Here is a 17,901-nt window from a genome sequence, read left to right on the forward strand (position 1 = left end):
CCATGGGTGACACCGACGCTGAACACTCACCGATACGGCCCCGAGGAACCGCCGCGTCTCTTGGCGTTGCACGGACTCACCGGACATAGCAAGCGCTGGGCGCCGCTTTTCGATGAGCACCTCCCCGATGTGGCCACCCTGGCACCGGATCTGCTGGGCCACGGACGCTCCCCCGCGCCCGCGCCATGGTCGCTGGAAGCCCATGCCGACGCGGTCGCCGCCGTGCTCGACAAGACGCAGACCAGGCCCATCGTGGTGGTGGCGCACTCGTTTGGCGGCGCCACCGCACTACACCTGGCGGCACGCAGACCCGATCTGGTGAAATCGCTCGTGCTCCTGGATCCGGCGATCGGGCTCGACGGTGACTGGATGCGTCAGATCGCCGAACAGATGGTGGCCTACCCGGATTACACCGACCGCGCCGAGGCGAAATCGGACAAGGTCGCGGGAGCTTGGTCGGACGTGCCGGATCACGTCATCGAAGCAGAACTCGATGAACACCTGATCCAGCTGGCAAACGGCCGGTGGGGCTGGCGCATGAATCTGCCTGCCGTGGTCACCGCATGGAGTGAACTGGCACGCGATATCACCTTACCCACCAGCATCATTCGCGTCACGTTGTTGCGGGCCACCCGGACCGCGCCGCCCTACGTGACCCCCGGGCTCCTGGACGGACTTACGGCCGCGCTTGGCGATCGGTTCGAACTGGTGGACGTCGACTGCGATCACATGGTGTCCCAATCGCGGCCCGCCGAGACCGCCGCCGCGATACGGTCACACCTGGAGTAATCATGGCGACAGTTACCGAGGAACAAGTCGAGCTGGTGCGCTCGCTGGTTGCGTCCATACCGGCCGGACGGGTGGCCACATATGGCGATATCGCCGACGCGGCAGGCCTTTCCAGCGCACGAATCGTGGGGTGGATCATGCGCACCGACTCCGCGGATCTGCCCTGGCATCGCGTCATCGGGGCTAGCGGTCGCCCCGCCCCCCACATCCGGACCCGTCAGCTCGAATTGCTCAGGGCCGAGGGCGTACTCGCCGTGGACGGTCGAATCGCGTTACGCGACGTCCGCCACGGCTTCTAGAGCACCCGAATCCACCGTGGCCGACGCGAACCGTCGCACCAAGAGATCCACAATCTCGGGATGCACGCCCAACGGCTGTGCGACACCATCGGCGCCACACTCGGCCAAGCGCTCCTGAAAAAGCCCCTGCGCCAACAGGTATGACGCGATGAAGACGCGTTTGCCGCTCGCGCGCGCCGCCGCGACCATGTCGGGCACCCGCGGTTCACCTGTCGCGACATAGCCCACGCTCACGGGCCCGGTGTGACGCTCCAACATGCTCGCCGCGGTGTGAACCTCATGGCGGGCACGCGGATCGGAGGATCCTGCTGCGGCGAGGACCACCGCATCGCCGCGGCGCCACCCCGCCTCGCGCAGCCGCTCGGTCATGACTCTGGCCAACACGGGATCGGGCCCCAACGCCGCGGTGACGGCCACATCAGGATGTCCACTCAGCTCGACGTGCTGCGGAATATCGTGGTGCACATGGTATCCCGATGCCAGAAACGCCGGAAGCAGAACCGCGGGTCCTTCGATCGTCGACAGTACCTCTGCCGGGGTCGGACCCAGCACGTCGACGAACGCAGTGCGCACCGCACCGACACGCAGCGATACCGCCTCGGCGAGCGCCGCGATGTTCTCCACCCCGGCGGCCGAGCGCGTTCCATGGGCGACCAGAACGAATTCAACCGCGGATGAGCCGCTTACGCAAAGACCGTCATCCACCACATTCCCCAATCATGGTCGGATCGATGGCCAGCCGGTAACCGCGCTTGACCACTGTCTGAATCACTTTCGGTGCACCAAGCGCCGCCCGCAGACGCGTCATAGCCGTCTCGACGGCATGGGTATCGTCTCCACCGCCGGGCAGGACACCCAACAGATCCTCACGGGATACCACCTGACCGGGGCGCACCATCAGCCGCTTCATCAACGCCATTCCCGCCGGCGAGATCTGCCGTGTGTCACCGTCGATGGCGATCCCACAGCTGCGCACACTCACCACGTGTCCACCGGCCTGGAAACGCGGTGCCCGCCTGATCAGTTCGTCGGCCATGTGCCGGGCCAACGCCCCCAGCCGCGCACGTTCGGGCTGCGTCGTCGGTACACCCAGCACTTCCAGCGGCGCAGCGGTCACCGGCCCGACGCACAACGGCGCCACCCGTCCCCGCAACGCCATCAGCAGCTCATCCAATCGACCGGTTGCCTTGGCACGACCAAGCATTGACGCCACCGCAGGGGCGCTTGTGAAACTTATCCCGTCCAGCTCGGCGTTGATGGCCATGGAGATCATGCGATCCATCGGCCGTTGGTCCTCCGGCGGCTCCCAGCGGTACACCGGAACCCGGATCACCTGTGCACCAGCGATTGTCAATGCCTCGCAGAGATCGGCGATGGGTTCCCATTCGGTGGCGGCACCATGAAGTTGCACCGCGACGCGCCGACCCTCGACACCCTCTTCGAGTAGACGATCGAGCACCTCCGCCGACGACTCCGACGCGGGCGACCACTCTTCACGCAGCCCCGCCTGACGAATCGCCCCGGTAGCCTTGGGTCCGCGGGCGACCAGGCGCCCGGACTCCAATGCCGACTTGAGACTGTCGGCCACGCCCCATTCATCGGCTGCCTCGATCCAACCGCGGAACCCGATTCCCGTGGTAGCCACCGTGACATCGGGCGGGTTGGCGATGACGAGTTCGGTGGCGAGCTGCAGCTCGGCATCGTCGGCCAACGGGATGATCCTGATCGCCGCGGCGTGCACGGTGGCAGCCCCGCGGCGCTCCAAGAGCGCGATCAATTCCTCTGACCGCCGCGCAGCCGTGACACCGATGGTGAACCCGTCGAGCCGACGATCCTGCTCGTTAGGCGGCAACCGAGTCCCGGTGTCGACTCCTGAGCATTCCGATTTCGACATTTCCATTGCTCACCCGCACCTCGAAGACTGGTAACCGGCGCGACGCATCATCGAGGCAACGCCCGTCTATAAGCGAGAAGACCTGCTTGAGCAGCGGCGATGCCACCGTAGGCTCGCCGCCACGGTCACCGGTCAAACCGCGCGACATCACCGCGGCCTGGCCGTATGGATCGATGTTACCGACCGCGTACAGCTCCCCATCGGGCAGCAGGAACAGCGCGGCCTGCACATCGTCCGGAAGGAGCACCGCCGCACCCCGGCCAGGGGTGAGCGAATCCACCGCACAGACCGTCGACCACACGTACTGGTACCGCCTCAAACGGGGGCGAGCGTCCAGAATTGTCATCTCCGGCCTTTCTTCTCGTTGTGTTCTGTCATGTCTACCTGGGTTGTGTTACCCAGGTATTACCGCCGCTGACGCCTTAGGTTGCCGACTCGGTGGCCGACCTGAATCCCGGCGTACCCAACAGCACCGGCACCTTTCGCGGTCCACTCTCATCGAACGCGATGGTCGAGTCGAGCTCATCGGGCGCGTTCACGAACGACACGAAACGGCGCAGTTTGTCCTCGTCAGCCAGGACGGCCGCCCACTCATCGGCGTAGCCCTCAACGTGGCGGGCCATCGCGGCTTCCAGCTCATCGGCGATACCGAGCGAGTCCTCGCACACCACTGCCCGAATGTGATCCAGACCGCCCTCGATCGCCTCCTGCCAGGGCGCCGTGCGCTGAAGCCGGTCCGCCGTGCGGATGTAGAACATCAGATAACGGTCGATGTACTTGATCAGCGTCTCGGAATCCAGGTCACCGGCAAGCAGTTTGGCGTGCACAGGGGTTGCGCCACCGTTGCCTCCGACATACAGGTTCCAGCCGTTCTCGGTAGCGATGACACCGACGTCCTTGCCCCGAGCCTCGGCGCACTCGCGCGCACACCCGGACACCCCCATCTTGAGCTTGTGTGGGGAACGTAGCCCGCGGTAACGCAATTCGAGTTCGACGGCCATCGCCACCGAATCCTGAACCCCATACCGGCACCACGTCGAACCCACACAGCTCTTCACGGTGCGCAACGACTTGCCATAGGCCTGTCCGGATTCCATGCCGGCATCGATGAGCCGTTTCCAGATCAGCGGGAGCTGCTCGACGCGAGCACCGAACAGATCGATGCGCTGACCACCGGTGATCTTGGTGTACAGCCCGAACTCCTGGGCCACTTCGCCGATCACGATGAGCTTCTCCGGAGTCACCTCGCCACCCGGGAGCCGCGGCACCACCGAATACGTGCCGTTCTTCTGCATGTTGGCCAGGAAGTGGTCATTGGTGTCCTGCAGTGCGGCCTGCTCCCCTTCCAGGATGTGATCGCTGGACGTCGAGGCCAGGATGGATGCGACGGTGGGCTTGCAGATGTCGCAGCCGGTTCCGCTGCCGTGCTTGGCGATCAGCTCGGAGAAGGTTCGGATGCCGGTCACCTGTACCACCTGGAACAGCTCGGCACGCGATTGGGTGAAATGCTCGCACAGCGCCTTGGACTGCTCGACGCCCTGCGCGGCGAGGATCTGCTTGAGCATGGGAATGCAGCTACCGCAGGATGTTCCGGCGCAGGTGGCCGCCTTGAGGGCGGGCACATCGGTGGCGCCATCACAGATGGCGCTGCAGATTGCGCCCTTGGTGACCGCGTTGCACGAACAGATCTGCGCGTCATCGGGCAGCGCACCCACACCGATCTCCGCGCCTGCCGGAGTGATCAGCGAGGCCGGATCTGCCGGCAGCTCCCGGCCGAGCATGGGCCGCAGGGTGCCGTATGTGCTGGCATCACCGACGAGGATGCCACCCAACAGGGTTCGCGCGTCATCGGAGACCACGAGCTTGGCGTAGGTGCCCTTGGTGGCGTCGTTGAAGACCACCTCAAGGGCACCCTCGGCAGTGGCGTGGGCGTCACCGAAGCTGGCGACATCCACCCCCAGCAGCTTGAGCTTGGTGGAAAGATCGGCTCCCGGAAATTCAGAGCTTCCGCCGAGGAGTCGGTCGGCGACGATCTCGGCGGTGGTGTACCCCGGTGCCACCAGTCCATAGCAGCGGCCCTCGATGGCGGCCACCTCACCGATCGCATAGATGTGCAGATCGCTTGTCTGGCAGCCGACGTCGGTGAAGATGCCACCGCGTTCGGCCAGCTCCAACCCGCACTCCCGAGCCAGCTCGTCGCGCGGCCGGATGCCCGCGGAAAACACCAGTACCGAGGCATCGATCGAGGATCCGTCAGACAGCTGCACGGAGAGCGATCCGTCGGCTGCCGTCTCGATGGACTTCGTGGAGACACTGGTGTGCACCGTCAGCCCGAGCTCGGTCACCAGTCTGGTGAGCAGGGCACCGCCGCCCTCGTCGACCTGCAGATGCATGAGACGGGGATTGAGCTCCACCACATGCGGGGCCAACCCCATGAGACGCAACGCATTCGCGGCCTCAAGCCCGAGCAGCCCGCCACCGATGACGACACCCGCGGAGCCCGGCGACTTGTCGGCGGTGGCCTTGATGGCATCCAAGTCATCCATGGTGCGGTAGACGAAGCAGCCTTCGGCGTCGCCACCCGGCACCGGCGGCACGAACGGGTAAGACCCCGTGGCCATGACGAGCGCGTCATAGTTCAGCACGGTGCCGGCCTCGGTGGTGACCGTCTGGCCCACCCGGTCGATGCCGACCACCCTATCGCCAAGATGCAGGGTCACCATGGGATCGTCTACGTAGTCGTTTCCGGTGAGCGCCAGTGTGTCCCGGTCCCAGCTGTCGATGTACGAGGACAGCGCCACCCGGTCGTACGCGGCGTCGGCTTCCTCGCCGAGGACGGTGATCTGCCACTGGTCGGTGGCGTCGCGCTCGCGGAGCACCTGGACAAATCGGTGGCCGACCATTCCGTGGCCGATGACGACGACATTCTTGTTCATGAGTTTCACACCGTCACTTCGTCTTTGGAGCTAGACATCACCGGAACGGGGGTGCCCACAGGGCGTCGCACGTAGGCATACCAGGTGACCACGGCGCAGACGACGTAGAAGGCGAGGAACACCCAGAACGCCATGGTGGCCGACTTGGCGGCGCTGAGGTAGGAGGCGCGGAGCACCAGGTTGATGGCGACACCGCCGAGCGCTCCGATGGCACCGGCCACACCGATCAATGCGCCCGACATGGTTCTCGACCAGGTTTCGTCGAGTCCAGCACTGTGCGCCTTGGCGGCGAAGATCGACGGAATCATCTTGTAGACCGAGCCATTACCGATTCCGGAGACAACGAACAGGACAATGAATCCGGTGACGTAGGAGGTCAGGATGGCTCCGGAGGGTGCACCGGCCGCGCGATCGTCGATGGTTCCCGCGGCCACCAGGATGCCCGCGCCGAAGATCATCGCGATAAAAGCGTAAAGCGAGATCTTGCCGCCGCCCGTGCGGTCCGACAGCCAGCCGCCGAACGGACGGGCCAGCGAACCGAGCAGCGGCCCAATGAACGCGATCTGTGCGGCATGCAGCGATGCCTGTGCCGCGGCCTGCGCCGGGGTCAAGCCGCTGTGTGCGAGCCCGGCAAGGAAGTTCAGCTGCAGCACCTGCCCGAACGCGAAACTGAACCCGATGAAGGAACCGAAAGTGCCGATGTACAAGAAGGCGATGATCCACGAATCCCGGTATTTCATCACGTTGATCAGCGAGCGGCCATCGGTCTTCTGGTTGGCCAGGTTATCCATGAACAGTGCGGCGCCCACGGCCGCGAAGGCAATCAGCACGAGGTAGATACCCGCCACCCAGTGCGGTGAGCGGTTACCTGCGGTGGCGATGACCAGCAGGCCGAGCACCTGGATTACCGGAACCCCGATGTTCCCGCCACCCGCGTTAAGGCCGAGCGCCCAGCCCTTGAAGCGTTGCGGGTAAAAGGCATTGATGTTGGTCATCGAGGAGGCGAAGTTTCCGCCACCGAAGCCCGCGACCGCCGCCACGATCATGAAGGTGGTGTACGAGGTCTCGGGGTGCGCCATGAAGTACAACGTGAGCGCGGTCGGGACTGCCAGTACCAAGGCACTGAAGATGGTCCAGTTGCGCCCGCCGAACCATGCGGTGGCGAAGGTGTACGGCAGCCGCAGCACCGCCCCGACCAGGGTCGGCATGGCCACCAGGAAGAACTTTCCGGCCGCGTCGATGTGATACACGTTCTGCGGCATGAACAGAACCATCACTGACCAGATGGACCACACAGAGAATCCGACGTGTTCGGCAACCACCGACCAGATCAGGTTGCGGCGTGCGACTTTCGCACCACCGTTGTCCCAGGCGACGACGTCCTCTGGATCCCAGTTCTCAATCCAGCGTCCGCGCCGTGCAATTGGGGCTGTTGCCGTGTTGTTCGCCATGACAGAACGGTAGAAAAATCTTGTTGCGGCGGCGCTGCTGGCGATGACCGAGCCATCACATCTCGCTCACATGAGTCTGTCATGTGACGGTGAGCTACTCGCCTGGGTCGCTGTCAGGACTCAAATGTGACGTGCGTTACAGCGTGAGCCGCACCAGAGCCGCAGATCGCGCCAGCCCCGGGAAGGACTGTGCCGACGAACGGGGGTGCAGGGCGTGCACGGCTAGCCGGAAAATCAAGGCCCGCAACAACATCTGCGGCCACTCCGGCAAGGTCGCCCAGCGTTCGATGAGACCGTCGTCCGCGTCGCCCCAGGACAGCGCATCCACCACCGCGACGCCGGCCGCCCATGAGGCCGGGCGCCAGTACGGCGTGATGTCGGTGATGCCGGGCGCAGCCGCACCCGCGAAAAGCACGGTGCCGTAGAGGTCGCCGTGCACCAGCTGCGGCGGGCTCTTGGTGGGCCGACGCAGGCTCGCCAACTGGTTGATCAGGTCGATAGAGCGCTCGCCGTCCGGCGAGCCGGGCGAGACCCGGGCCGCGGAGGGCCAGGATTGCAGCGGCCGGTCTTCCCAGGCCGCGCGGTCGGCCGCGATGAACACGTCGACATCGGCCCATGGCGCCACCGGAGGCTGGGTAAGAAACCGGGGACGTTCCAGCTTGGACGTGGCCTCGTGGAGGCGCACCGACAGCGACACCACCTCGTCATGCCGGGGTTCGGGCGCACCGGCTACGAATGTGTCCGCGCGCCAACCCGATACGACGTACCGTCCGTCCGTGGACCGAACTGGCCGGGCCAGCCGCACCCCGTCGATGAACAGCGTGTCGCGCACCTTGGCGGACCACGCAGCACGCGCATGGTCTGCTACCAGTGACAACACCACTTCACCGCAGCGCCAGCCGCCCTCCCATGTCGGGCCGAGCTGGACTGGCTTGACGCCGCTGAGCCCGTAAGTCGCGAGCACGTGCTCGGGCGGGCGGTCCACAGTCACGCGGGATACGTTACCGCCTGCAATGAACTGGATTGTGTTCGCTCGGAGTTCGTGTCGGCGGTCACAGATGGGGCGTCCCGCAATATGGGGCTGTTGCTGGTTCCCACCGATCAGTACATGACCATGTCGGGGTCCACCTGCTTGGCCCAGGCGGCGATACCTCCCTGCAGGTGCACCGCGTCGGAGAAACCCGCCTTCTTCACGGCCACAAGCGCCTCTGCCGACCGAATGCCCGTCTTGCAGTACAGCACCGCCTGACGGTCCTGCGGCAGCTTGGCGAGGCCAGCTCCGGACTCCAGAGTCGACTTGGGCACCAGCTCGGCACCGTCGATGTGGACGATGTCCCATTCGACGGGTTCGCGCACGTCGATCAGCGCCACCTTCTTGTCGGCGTCAAGCAATTCGCGCAGCTCACGCGGGGTAATGGTGGAATCGGCGACCGCGGCGGAGGCCTCATCGCTGATCACCCCGCAGAACGCGTCGTAGTCGATGAGCTCGGTGATCTTCGCCGTGGCCGGATCCTTACGGATCTTGATGGTGCGGTACGTCATGTCCAGCGCGTCGTAGACCATGAGCCGGCCGAGCAGCGAGTCACCGATTCCGGTGATCAGCTTGATCGCCTCGGTACCCATCACCGAGGCGATGGAGGCGCACAGGATGCCCAATACGCCGCCCTCCGCGCAGGACGGCACCATGCCCGGAGGGGGCGGCTCGGGGTACAGATCGCGGTAATTCAGGCCGAGTCCGTCGGGCGCGTCCTCCCAGAAGACGGACACCTGACCCTCGAAGCGGTAGATGGAGCCCCACACATACGGCTTGTGCGCGAGGACCGCGGCGTCGTTGACCAGATAGCGAGTCGCGAAGTTGTCGGTGCCATCCAGGATCAGGTCGTACTGCTGGAACAGGTTGACCGCGTTGTCCGGGTCCAAACGCACCTCATGCAGCCGCACCTCGACCAGCGGGTTGATCTCCAGCACCGAGTCACGCGCGCTCTGCGCTTTGGACCTGCCGATATCGGACTGGCCGTGAATGATCTGGCGCTGCAGGTTGGACTCGTCGACCACGTCGAACTCGACGATGCCGATGGTGCCGACACCGGCGGCGGCCAAGTAGAGCAGTGTCGGAGATCCGAGGCCACCGGCGCCGATCACCAGCACCTTGGCGTTCTTGAGACGTTTCTGCCCGTCCACGCCCAGGTCGGGGATGATCAGATGCCGGCTGTACCGGGCGACTTCCTCGCGGGTCAGATCTGCGGCGGGGCTTACCAACGGCGGCAATGTGGGCACCGTGACTCCTGTGATTCGGGTTCCTCAGGGCTGTCTGAGAGGGCTACAGCTGCATCAACAGTATCGGGATGCCAACCCTTCCCGAGCCCGGGACTGCCGCTACGGAATCGGATACGGCCAGGGATTGGTGCGGCAGGTCTTGCCGTCGGGCTTGATCGAATCCGCGTCGAACTTGGCCGCGTCGTTGTTGTTGGTACTGAACGTCTGCTGCATCATCACCGGCGCCAGCTGCTGGTCCTGCTCACACGGTTCGTGCACCCGATAACCGATGGCATGCCCGACTTCATGGTTGATGACGTACTGGCGGTACGACGTGATGTCCCCCTGGAACGGGACGGCGCCGCGTACCCACCGCGCTTCGTTGATGAACACGCGCCGGTCACCGTTCTCGCCGTAACGCGGGTTGTAGCAGGAGGCTTCGAGCTGAATCTCATAACCACAGCCCTCACGCACCGTGGCCGGGGAGGTCAGCGAGATCCGGAAATCAGGTGTGCCGGAGTCGATCCGGACAAATCCAAACTGAGGGTTGTGCGTCCAGCTCTTCTGACTGGCCAGCGTCTCGGTCACCATGCGCGCAAAGAGGTCGTCACCGCCAAAACCCATCGTGTCGATGCCATCCTCAACCTCGATGGTGTACGCGAACACCTTCGCGGCACCCGTTCCGATCTGGGGTGTCGTACCCGGTACGACATGCCAGGACTTGGCGCCCGCCTCGGTGAACGGCTCCCCCTCGGGCAAGACACCAGTGGGCAGGGTTGCGTCGAATTGCGTGAGGCCCTTGGGCGGGGCGCCGATGATCGCGTCACCCAGCGCGCCGATGGACGGAGGATCGGCAACGGGCTCATTGGGGCCGGTGCCCGCGTATGCGGGTTCGCGCTGCGTCACGGTCTGGTACCCGACGAAGACGGTCAACGCGACCAGCAGCGGAATGGCATACGCGCGCCATCCATAGGTGGAGATGAAACGGCCGAGCCAGGTCTGCTTGCGCCAGCGGTCGCGATCACGCCGGTCGGATCGGACGCGTCCGCTTCCTTCGGCGAGCGGATCGCGCTGGGCGCGCAGCGGCTCGTAGCGTTCGGAGGACTCCTGCACGGGGAGTCGACTCATGGTTTCTGGCATGGACCTACGATTATGCGCCCATTGGTGCCGGTCGTAGGTCACCGGGCAAGGATGGCATAGCGACAGGCCATCACGCCTCGGGCACGCCGCCAGATGCCAGGAGTACTGTCTGTAGTTCGGGTTCAAGCGGATTGAATAGCCGCCTGACTGAAATGGCGTAGGCGACCATTAAGTCGTGTGCGCACAGAGGATAAGGACATGCGTGATCTTGCGAATCTGGCCGGGCGTCGAGGCACGGTGAACTCGGCGGTGGCAACGCAGGATTCGACTCCGGGAAATACACGTCGTGGCGCACGACTGCCTCGCGATGAGCGTCGCGGTCAGCTGGTCGGTTCTGCCAGTGAGATATTCGTCGACCGCGGCTACCACGCCGCGGGCATGGATGAAATCGCCGAACGCGCAGGGGTGAGTAAACCCGTTCTCTACCAACATTTTCCGAGCAAGCTAGAGCTGTACCTCGAGGTACTGCACAAGCATGCCGACAACCTGGTCTCCAGCGTGCGGCAGGCGTTGCGCACCACCACCGACAACCGTCAGCGGCTGCGTGCGGCCGTCATGGCGTTCTTCGATTTCGTCGAGCACGACAGCCAGGGATACCGGCTGATCTTCGAAAACGACTTGGTGGGCGTCCCACAGGTCTCCGAACGCGTCGAGGGCGCCATCAGCGCCTGCACCGATGCAGTATTCGACCTGGTCAGCCATGATTCCGGACTGGACCCCCACCATGCGCGCATGGTTGCCGTCGGCCTGGTCGGAATCAGCCAGGTCAGCGCGCGCTACTGGCTGGACAACGAGAAGCCCATCTCCAAGGACGACGCGGTCAACGCCACCGTCGGATTCGCCTGGGGCGGGCTCTCACACGTTCCGCTTCAGCCGCTGGACTAGCCGCTGAAGCCGACCCGACGTGCGTCGGAAACACCGATCTCTACGTAGGCGATCCGGGCTGCGGCGATCAGGTACTTGCGGCCCTTCTGATCGGTGAGGTTCAGCACATCCGAGTCCTTGGACAGCGCCGCGGACACGACCTTTTCGACGTCAGCCGGGGTCTGGTCGCTAGAAATGACCAGCTCGCGCGGGCTATCTGTGACACCGATCTTGATCTCCACGAAGGCACCTTCCAGGTCATTAAGCGTGTACTGCAGAGGTTAGCCGACGCCAGTCGGCCGACACACCTCGCATGATCGTGCCAGTCCTTTAGTCACAGCAGTAACATCAGTACCAGGTTTCACATTGAGAAGAGGCGCTGATCATGGTCGGTTATCGCGGAGATTCTCGGTCCTCCAGCGGCTACGAGCCCTACGACGACCCGTATGAATCCGAGACGACCCCGCAGTACGGCGGGTACTCGGGTCTGGACGAGGACTTCGAGTACAGGCCACCGGGCTCCAACGAGAACTGGAAATGGGTCGCGTCCATTGCCGGGGCGGTGCTGGCGATTGCCGTCATCGCGACGGCGGTCGTGCTCAGCGGTGGCGACGACAAGCTGCCGGCCGCTGCCGTCACCACACCGGTGCCGTCGCTGACGCCGGTGACCACCACTCCCCCTGCGCCCTCGCCCTCGGCGACATCGGCACAACCGTCGACAACGACCGTGACAACCACCCCCGTGCAAGAGACGCCGAGTACGGCACCGTCCACCGAGGCGCCCGCACCCGAGCCGCCGCCGTCCAACCCGATGCTGCCGCCGGAAGGCCAGCGACCGATCACCCCCGCGGCGTTCGCGTACTACGTGACCGGTAACCAGACACCGGGCGATCTGCTCACGATCACCTACACCGACGGCAACGGCGTGACTCGGACCGTGCTCGGCGCCTCGCTGCCCTGGACGATGATCGTGACACCGAGCCCCGGAATCGTCGGCGGGTCGATCACCGCGACGAGCTTCGCGAGTCAGATCAACTGCTCGATCACCAACAGCCAGGACCAGATGCTGGCGGTGCAGAGCAACAACAGCATCATCGCCCGCTGCGCCAAGTAGAGCTCTAGCGGCTCGCCCCGCTAACCGCCCAGCCCGAGAACCGCCATCCGCTCGGCATGTGCCCCCTGCAGCCGCTCGAAGAATTCGTTCAGGTTCCCCAGACCCGCACCGCCGGACATCACCAGCTCGGCGAGCTCGTCGTGCCCGGCGAGCACATGCTGCGCCTGCGTGACGGCCTCACCGAGCAGCCGTCGTCCCCACAAGGTGAGCCGGTTGCGCTGCTGCGGGTTGTCCTTGACGGCCTCCCGCACCTGGGCGATGACGAACTCCGAGTGCCCTGTGGTCCCCAGTACCGACTTGAGAACTGTCGCCGATTCACCCGGCAGCGAGGCGACCACCTCGCCATAAAAATCGGCCGCCAACGAGTCGCCGATGTAGGCCTTCACCATGGCCTCCAACCACGTACGCGGCAGAGTCAGCGAGTGGTAATTCTCCAGCGTCTTGACGTACGGTTCCATGGCCGTCAGGACGTCGGCTCCCTTAGCCTCCATCGCATCTCGCAGCACCTCGTAGTGGCGCATCTGTGAGGCCGCCATGCTGGCGATGGCGATCTTGCTGGCCAGGTCGGGCGCCATCTTGGACTCGTCGGTCAACCGGTAGAACGCCGCGATCTCGCCGTACGCGATCACCGCGAACAGCTGATTGACACCGGGAGGATCGAGGTCCGCAGTCATGTCTGGAACTCTAGCCGGGCACCCGCAGGAGAACACCGAACCGCGGGGCAAACGACGGCGAATCGGAAAATCGCAGCTCACCCGCTATCATAAGTGCGGGACGAACGCCCTGACTGTGAAGCACCCAGAGAGTTCTCCCACAGGAAATGTGCGTGCACGTGCTGCCCTCGCCGCTAGACGCGAGCCCGGCCCCGTCGAAATCCGACCTACCGATCGTGCGCGCTGAGCGAAAACACGAAAGGTACGTACACCCACCCATGAGTCATATCGAACACACTTTTGCCCAACTCGGCGTCCGCGACGAGATCGTCCGGGCCCTGAGCGAGGCCGGGATTGAACATCCGTTCGCCATCCAAGAGCTCACTCTTCCCCTTGCCCTCGCCGGCTCGGACCTCATCGGCCAGGCCCGCACCGGCATGGGCAAGACCTACGCATTCGGCGTCCCGTTGCTGCATCGCATCGCCACCGGCGTCGAGGACCGACCGCTCAACGGCACCCCCCGCGCCCTCGTCGTGGTACCGACTCGCGAGCTGTGCATCCAGGTCTATGAAGACCTCACCAGAGCGTCCAAGTACCTGTCAGCCGGTGACCGCGACTTCAGCGTTGTCGCCATCTACGGCGGGCGCCCGTACGAGGCGCAGATCGAGTCGCTCCGCGCCGGCGCCGACGTCGTAGTGGGGACGCCCGGTCGACTCCTGGACCTCGCAAAGCAGGGTCACCTGCAGCTGGGCGGACTGGCCATGTTGGTGCTCGACGAGGCCGACGAGATGCTGGACCTGGGCTTCCTGCCCGATATCGAGCGGATCCTGGCACTGGCCCCGTCCGCCGAATCGGGGCGGCAGTCGATGCTGTTCTCGGCGACGATGCCCGACGCGATCATCACCCTGGCCCGCACCTTCATGAATCGTCCGACCCACATCCGGGCCGAAGCTCCCCATTCGTCGTCGGTGCACGACACGACCGAGCAGTTCGTCTACCGGGCGCACGCCCTGGACAAGATCGAGCTGGTCAGCCGCATCCTGCAGGCCGAGGGCCGCGGTGCCACCATGATCTTCACCCGCACCAAGCGGACCGCTCAGAAGGTGTCCGATGAACTGGCCGAGCGCGGTTTCATCGTCGGCGCGGTACACGGCGACCTCGGTCAGATCGCTCGCGAAAAGGCGTTGTCCGCCTTCCGCTCCGGTGAGATCACCGTGCTGGTCGCCACCGACGTGGCCGCCCGCGGTATCGACATCGACGATGTCACCCACGTCATCAACTACCAGTGCCCTGAGGACGACAAGACCTACGTGCACCGCATCGGACGCACCGGCCGTGCCGGACGCACCGGTATCGCGGTCACCCTCGTGGACTGGGACGACATAGCGCGCTGGCAGCTGATCGATAAGGCGCTCGGCCTCGGTGTGCCCGATCCCGACGAAACCTATTCGACCTCAGAGCATTTGTTCACCGAGATGAACATCCCCGCCGGCGTCGCAGGCTCGGTCGGAGCCAAGTTCACCGGCGGACCGAAGCGCCGCGAGCCCCGCGCTGAGCGCACTGAAAGCGACAAGCCCAAGCGCACCCGCACCCGTCGACGCACTCGCGCAGGCGAGGCCGCCGACAATTCGGTCGCCGAAGCGCCTGCGGCGGTGGCCACCGCGGAAGGTGACCAGCCCGCTCCCGCGCGCCGTCGTCGGCGCCGTCGTCCGGCTGCGACCACCGCCACGGCGTGATCGCACCGGAGCGGCGCACCCGGGCCGACATCATTGCCGCGGCGGTGATCGCCGTCGTGGTCGCCGTTACCGGTGCCACGATCTGGTGGACCAGCGATGCTCGCGCCACCGTCAGCCGGCCCGCCGCCGGGGACATCAAACGCCCGATGAGCGCTACCCGGGTTCCCGACTCGGTGCGCGAGCTGTGGTCGGCCGCGAGTGCAGCCACGAAGGGCCCGGTCATCGCGAGCGGCGCGATCGTCAGCGCCGATGGGCACGACGTGGTGGGCCATGACCCGATTACCGGCGCACAGCTGTGGTCCTATGCACGCCGCAATCTCGATCTATGCGGCGTGATCGGCTTCATCGACGACGCGGTGGCGGTCTACCGAGATGCACGCGGATGCGGCCAGGTCACCATGATCGACGGGCAGACCGGCCGTCGGGGCCCGTTACGCAGCAGTGCGAATGACCCGAAGGTGTCACTATCGACCGACGGCACCTACGTGCTGGCACTTGGCAGCACCCGGCTCGAGCTGTGGCGTTCGGACATGGTGCGCACCCTGGAGTACGGACGAACCGTCGCTCCCCTGAATCCCAACAGCCAGCCCCGGGTGGACTGCACGCTGAAGTCGGGTGCCGTCGGCTCCAGTGTGCTCGCCGTGCTGGAGACATGCCCCCAGGACTCCACCGTGCGGCTGACGCTGCAGAAGCCGACACCGAAGGACAACGACAAACCCGAGGAGCTCTACTCGGCGGCGCTACCAGGGGTTGAACGCGGCTCCGCCGCCAAGGTGCTCGCTGTCGCGGACACCCGGTCGGCCGTATACCTGCCCGGCACCCACAATGAGCTGGTGGTGTTCGACGACCATGGAATGCGCGTCGGCGCGACGGCGCTGCCGGGTGAGGTGGTCCAGTCCAACACCGCCGCGCAAGCCGGCGACGTTGTCACCTGGTGGACGGGCAATCAGGTGCTGGTGCTGGGCGCCTTCGATCTCTCCTACCGATTCGTGCTGCCCACCACCAAGAAGCCCTTGGGGCCGGGCACCGCCATGGCCGGTGAGCTGCTAATCCCCGTCGAAGGCGGGATCGACGTGTTCAACATGACCACCGGAGAATTACGTAAATCCATTGCAGTGCAACGCGATCCGGCCGACGAGAAGATTCCCGTCATCAGTGCCGTCGTCGGCAACACCGTGGTGGAGCAGCGCGGGTCACGAGTCTTCGCGCTGGGGTAACTCACCCGTGCCGAGTCTGCGGCTCACGACATTTCTAGGGCGGAAACCGTCGTGAAATGCCGACTCGACGGGAGAACGGAAATCAGTCCACGGGCGGCGCGAAGGTCGGCATCGCCTTGCCGCTCTTCCAGTGCTTCACCAGGCTCTGCGCCAGTTCTTGGTAGGCCAGCGCGCCCTTGTTCTTACGGCCCGCGAGCACCGACGCGCCCGAGGCGCTTGCCTCGGCGAACCGCACGGTCCGCGGAATCGGCGGCGCAAGCACCGGCAGCTCGTAACGATCCGCCACATCCAGCAGCACATCGCGGCTGTGCGTGGTTCGCGAGTCGTACAGGGTGGGCAGCGCACCGAGCAGTGTCAGCCCCGGGTTGGTGATCTGCTGGACATCGGTCACCGTCCGCAGGAACTGGCCGACGCCCCGGTGCGCCAGCGTCTCGCATTGCAGCGGCACCATCACCGAGTCGGCTGCCGTCAAGCCATTCAGAGTCAGCACGCCCAACGACGGCGGGCAGTCGATGATCACCACATCGAACTCGTCCCCCAGCGATTCGAGTGCCCGCTTCAGCGCGTACTCGCGGCCGGCCCGCATCAGCAGCATCGCCTCGGCACCGGCCAGGTCGATGTTCGCGGGCAGCAGCGTCAGACCCTCAGCGGTGGTGACCAGCGCTTCTTTGATATCTGCTTGCCCCAGCAGCACCTCGTGCACCGAGACCCCAAGCCGGTCCGGGTCCTGTCCCAACGAGAACGTCAGGCAGCCCTGCGGGTCAAGATCAACCAGCAGAACCTTCTTGCCTGCCTGGGCCAACGCCGCGCCGAGGGACGCGACCGTCGTGGTTTTGGCCACCCCGCCCTTTTGATTGGCTACCGCCAGCACCCGAGTCACGCCCACATACTGGCATGCCGAACGCGATCACGACGGAAGTCGGTACGGCACAATCATCCTGTGTCTGCCCCCCAAAACCGAATGTTGTTGCTACGTCACGGCGAAACCGAATGGTCAAAGATCGGCAGGCATACCGGTCGCACCGACCTGGATCTCACGGAAATCGGTCGCGCCCAGGCCGTGGCGGCACGTGAGGTGCTGGCCAATCTCGATCTGAATGATCCGGTGGTTCTGAGCAGTCCGCGCCGACGCGCGATCCAGACCGCGGAGCTGGCCGGTCTGACCATCACCGCCACCGACGAGGACCTCGCCGAATGGGACTACGGCGACTATGAGGGCCTGACCACGCCCCAGATCCGCGAGAACGACCCGGGTTGGTTGGTGTGGACGCACGGCTGCCCCGGCGGCGAATCAGTGGCTCAGGTACAGGCCCGAGCCGACCGGGTGATCGCCAAGATCTCCGCTGACCTCACCCAACGCGACGTGCTGCTGGTGGGTCACGGCCATTTCTCGCGCGCGCTGATGACCCGGTGGATCGACCTGCCGCTGGAAGAGGGCACTCGCCTCGGGATGGCTACGGCCTCGATCGCGGTGGGCGGGCATGAGCACGGCCAGCGTCAGGTAGCCGCACTTGGGCTGACCGGGTATCGGCACCCGGTACCGTCAAGCTGA

General features: G+C 65.2%; 18 protein-coding genes. 7 read left to right on the forward strand and 11 right to left on the reverse strand.

Going from position 1 to position 17,901, the window contains the following annotated elements; genetic code table 11:
- Window positions 1–6: 6 nt before the first annotated feature.
- Together DSM43276_RS16720 and DSM43276_RS16725 are read left to right on the forward strand one after the other, a co-directional pair.
- Window positions 7–789 (forward strand): alpha/beta fold hydrolase, encoded by a 783-nt coding sequence (locus DSM43276_RS16720; RefSeq protein ID WP_078330897.1) that lies wholly within the window; start codon window positions 7–9, stop codon window positions 787–789.
- A gap of 2 nt (window positions 790–791) precedes the next feature.
- The gene (locus DSM43276_RS16725; protein ID WP_070938746.1) at window positions 792–1,088 is read left to right on the forward strand and encodes an MGMT family protein; all 297 of its coding nucleotides are present in this window, start codon (window positions 792–794) and stop codon (window positions 1,086–1,088) included.
- Here the strand turns inward: DSM43276_RS16725 and DSM43276_RS16730 are convergent.
- The 8 genes from DSM43276_RS16730 to DSM43276_RS16765 all read right to left on the reverse strand — a co-directional run bounded on the left by DSM43276_RS16730 (window position 1,062) and on the right by DSM43276_RS16765 (window position 10,765).
- Window positions 1,062–1,793, reverse strand: coding sequence for a sirohydrochlorin chelatase (locus DSM43276_RS16730; protein ID WP_078330948.1), 732 nt, complete (start codon window positions 1,791–1,793; stop codon window positions 1,062–1,064). The two genes, DSM43276_RS16725 and DSM43276_RS16730, sit on opposite strands and share 27 nt — an antisense overlap.
- Window positions 1,786–2,940: a uroporphyrinogen-III synthase gene (locus DSM43276_RS16735; RefSeq protein WP_078330896.1), complete on the reverse strand. Its 1,155-nt coding sequence runs from the start codon at window positions 2,938–2,940 to the stop codon at window positions 1,786–1,788. Before DSM43276_RS16735 ends, DSM43276_RS16730 begins: the two co-directional genes overlap by 8 nt.
- The gene (gene nirD, locus DSM43276_RS16740; RefSeq protein WP_070942004.1) at window positions 2,930–3,283 is read right to left on the reverse strand and encodes a nitrite reductase small subunit NirD; all 354 of its coding nucleotides are present in this window, start codon (window positions 3,281–3,283) and stop codon (window positions 2,930–2,932) included. The genes DSM43276_RS16735 and nirD overlap by 11 nt, the downstream gene beginning before the upstream one ends.
- A 121-nt stretch (window positions 3,284–3,404) precedes the next feature.
- Entirely contained in the window at window positions 3,405–5,918 is a 2,514-nt protein-coding gene (gene nirB / locus DSM43276_RS16745) for a nitrite reductase large subunit NirB (protein WP_078330947.1), read from the reverse strand.
- 5 nt (window positions 5,919–5,923) lie between these two features.
- Complete coding sequence (locus DSM43276_RS16750) at window positions 5,924–7,369, reverse strand: nitrate/nitrite transporter (protein WP_078330895.1); 1,446 nt, start codon at window positions 7,367–7,369, stop codon at window positions 5,924–5,926.
- A 136-nt stretch (window positions 7,370–7,505) separates the two neighbouring features.
- Window positions 7,506–8,360, reverse strand: a complete 855-nt coding sequence (locus DSM43276_RS16755; RefSeq protein WP_078323782.1) for a TIGR02569 family protein — start codon at window positions 8,358–8,360, stop codon at window positions 7,506–7,508.
- A 110-nt stretch (window positions 8,361–8,470) separates the two neighbouring features.
- The gene (gene moeZ, locus DSM43276_RS16760) at window positions 8,471–9,637 is read right to left on the reverse strand and encodes an adenylyltransferase/sulfurtransferase MoeZ (RefSeq protein ID WP_191986699.1); all 1,167 of its coding nucleotides are present in this window, start codon (window positions 9,635–9,637) and stop codon (window positions 8,471–8,473) included.
- 108 nt (window positions 9,638–9,745) lie between these two features.
- Entirely contained in the window at window positions 9,746–10,765 is a 1,020-nt protein-coding gene (locus DSM43276_RS16765; RefSeq protein ID WP_078330894.1) for a DUF3152 domain-containing protein, read from the reverse strand.
- Window positions 10,766–10,963: 198 nt separating this feature from the next.
- On the opposite strand from DSM43276_RS16765, the gene DSM43276_RS16770 reads away from it, so the two are divergent.
- Entirely contained in the window at window positions 10,964–11,650 is a 687-nt protein-coding gene (locus DSM43276_RS16770; RefSeq protein WP_078330946.1) for an HTH-type transcriptional activator FasR, read from the forward strand.
- Here DSM43276_RS16770 and DSM43276_RS16775 read toward each other — a convergent pair.
- Window positions 11,647–11,871 carry a DUF3107 domain-containing protein gene (locus tag DSM43276_RS16775; RefSeq protein WP_078323778.1) on the reverse strand — a complete coding sequence of 75 codons (225 nt, stop codon included), beginning with the start codon at window positions 11,869–11,871 and terminating at the stop codon, window positions 11,647–11,649. The genes DSM43276_RS16770 and DSM43276_RS16775 overlap by 4 nt on opposite strands.
- Window positions 11,872–12,014: 143 nt before the next feature.
- Between DSM43276_RS16775 and DSM43276_RS16780 the strand changes: the two genes are divergently transcribed.
- Entirely contained in the window at window positions 12,015–12,743 is a 729-nt protein-coding gene (locus DSM43276_RS16780; protein WP_078330893.1) for an MmpS family transport accessory protein, read from the forward strand.
- A 20-nt stretch (window positions 12,744–12,763) separates the two neighbouring features.
- On the opposite strand, the gene DSM43276_RS16785 is transcribed toward DSM43276_RS16780, so the two are convergent.
- On the reverse strand, window positions 12,764–13,417 hold the full coding sequence (locus DSM43276_RS16785; RefSeq protein ID WP_078323776.1) for a ferritin-like fold-containing protein: 654 nt from the start codon (window positions 13,415–13,417) through the stop codon (window positions 12,764–12,766).
- Window positions 13,418–13,674: 257 nt separating this feature from the next.
- Here DSM43276_RS16785 and DSM43276_RS16790 point away from each other — a divergent pair, with 257 nt between their 5' ends.
- Both DSM43276_RS16790 and DSM43276_RS16795 read left to right on the forward strand, forming a co-directional pair.
- Window positions 13,675–15,132 carry a DEAD/DEAH box helicase gene (locus DSM43276_RS16790; RefSeq protein WP_078330892.1) on the forward strand — a complete coding sequence of 486 codons (1,458 nt, stop codon included), beginning with the start codon at window positions 13,675–13,677 and terminating at the stop codon, window positions 15,130–15,132.
- Entirely contained in the window at window positions 15,129–16,349 is a 1,221-nt protein-coding gene (locus DSM43276_RS16795) for an Rv3212 family protein (RefSeq protein WP_078330891.1), read from the forward strand. The genes DSM43276_RS16790 and DSM43276_RS16795 overlap by 4 nt, the downstream gene beginning before the upstream one ends.
- A gap of 82 nt (window positions 16,350–16,431) precedes the next feature.
- Here the strand turns inward: DSM43276_RS16795 and DSM43276_RS16800 are convergent, their stop codons facing one another.
- Window positions 16,432–17,229, reverse strand: a complete 798-nt coding sequence (locus tag DSM43276_RS16800) for a ParA family protein (protein WP_078330945.1) — start codon at window positions 17,227–17,229, stop codon at window positions 16,432–16,434.
- A 60-nt stretch (window positions 17,230–17,289) separates the two neighbouring features.
- Between DSM43276_RS16800 and DSM43276_RS16805 the strand changes: the two genes are divergently transcribed.
- On the forward strand, window positions 17,290–17,901 hold the full coding sequence (locus DSM43276_RS16805; protein ID WP_078330890.1) for an acid phosphatase: 612 nt from the start codon (window positions 17,290–17,292) through the stop codon (window positions 17,899–17,901).

This window comes from Mycobacteroides salmoniphilum, from assembly GCF_004924335.1.
Taxonomy (GTDB): Bacteria; Actinomycetota; Actinomycetes; order Mycobacteriales; family Mycobacteriaceae; genus Mycobacterium; species Mycobacterium salmoniphilum.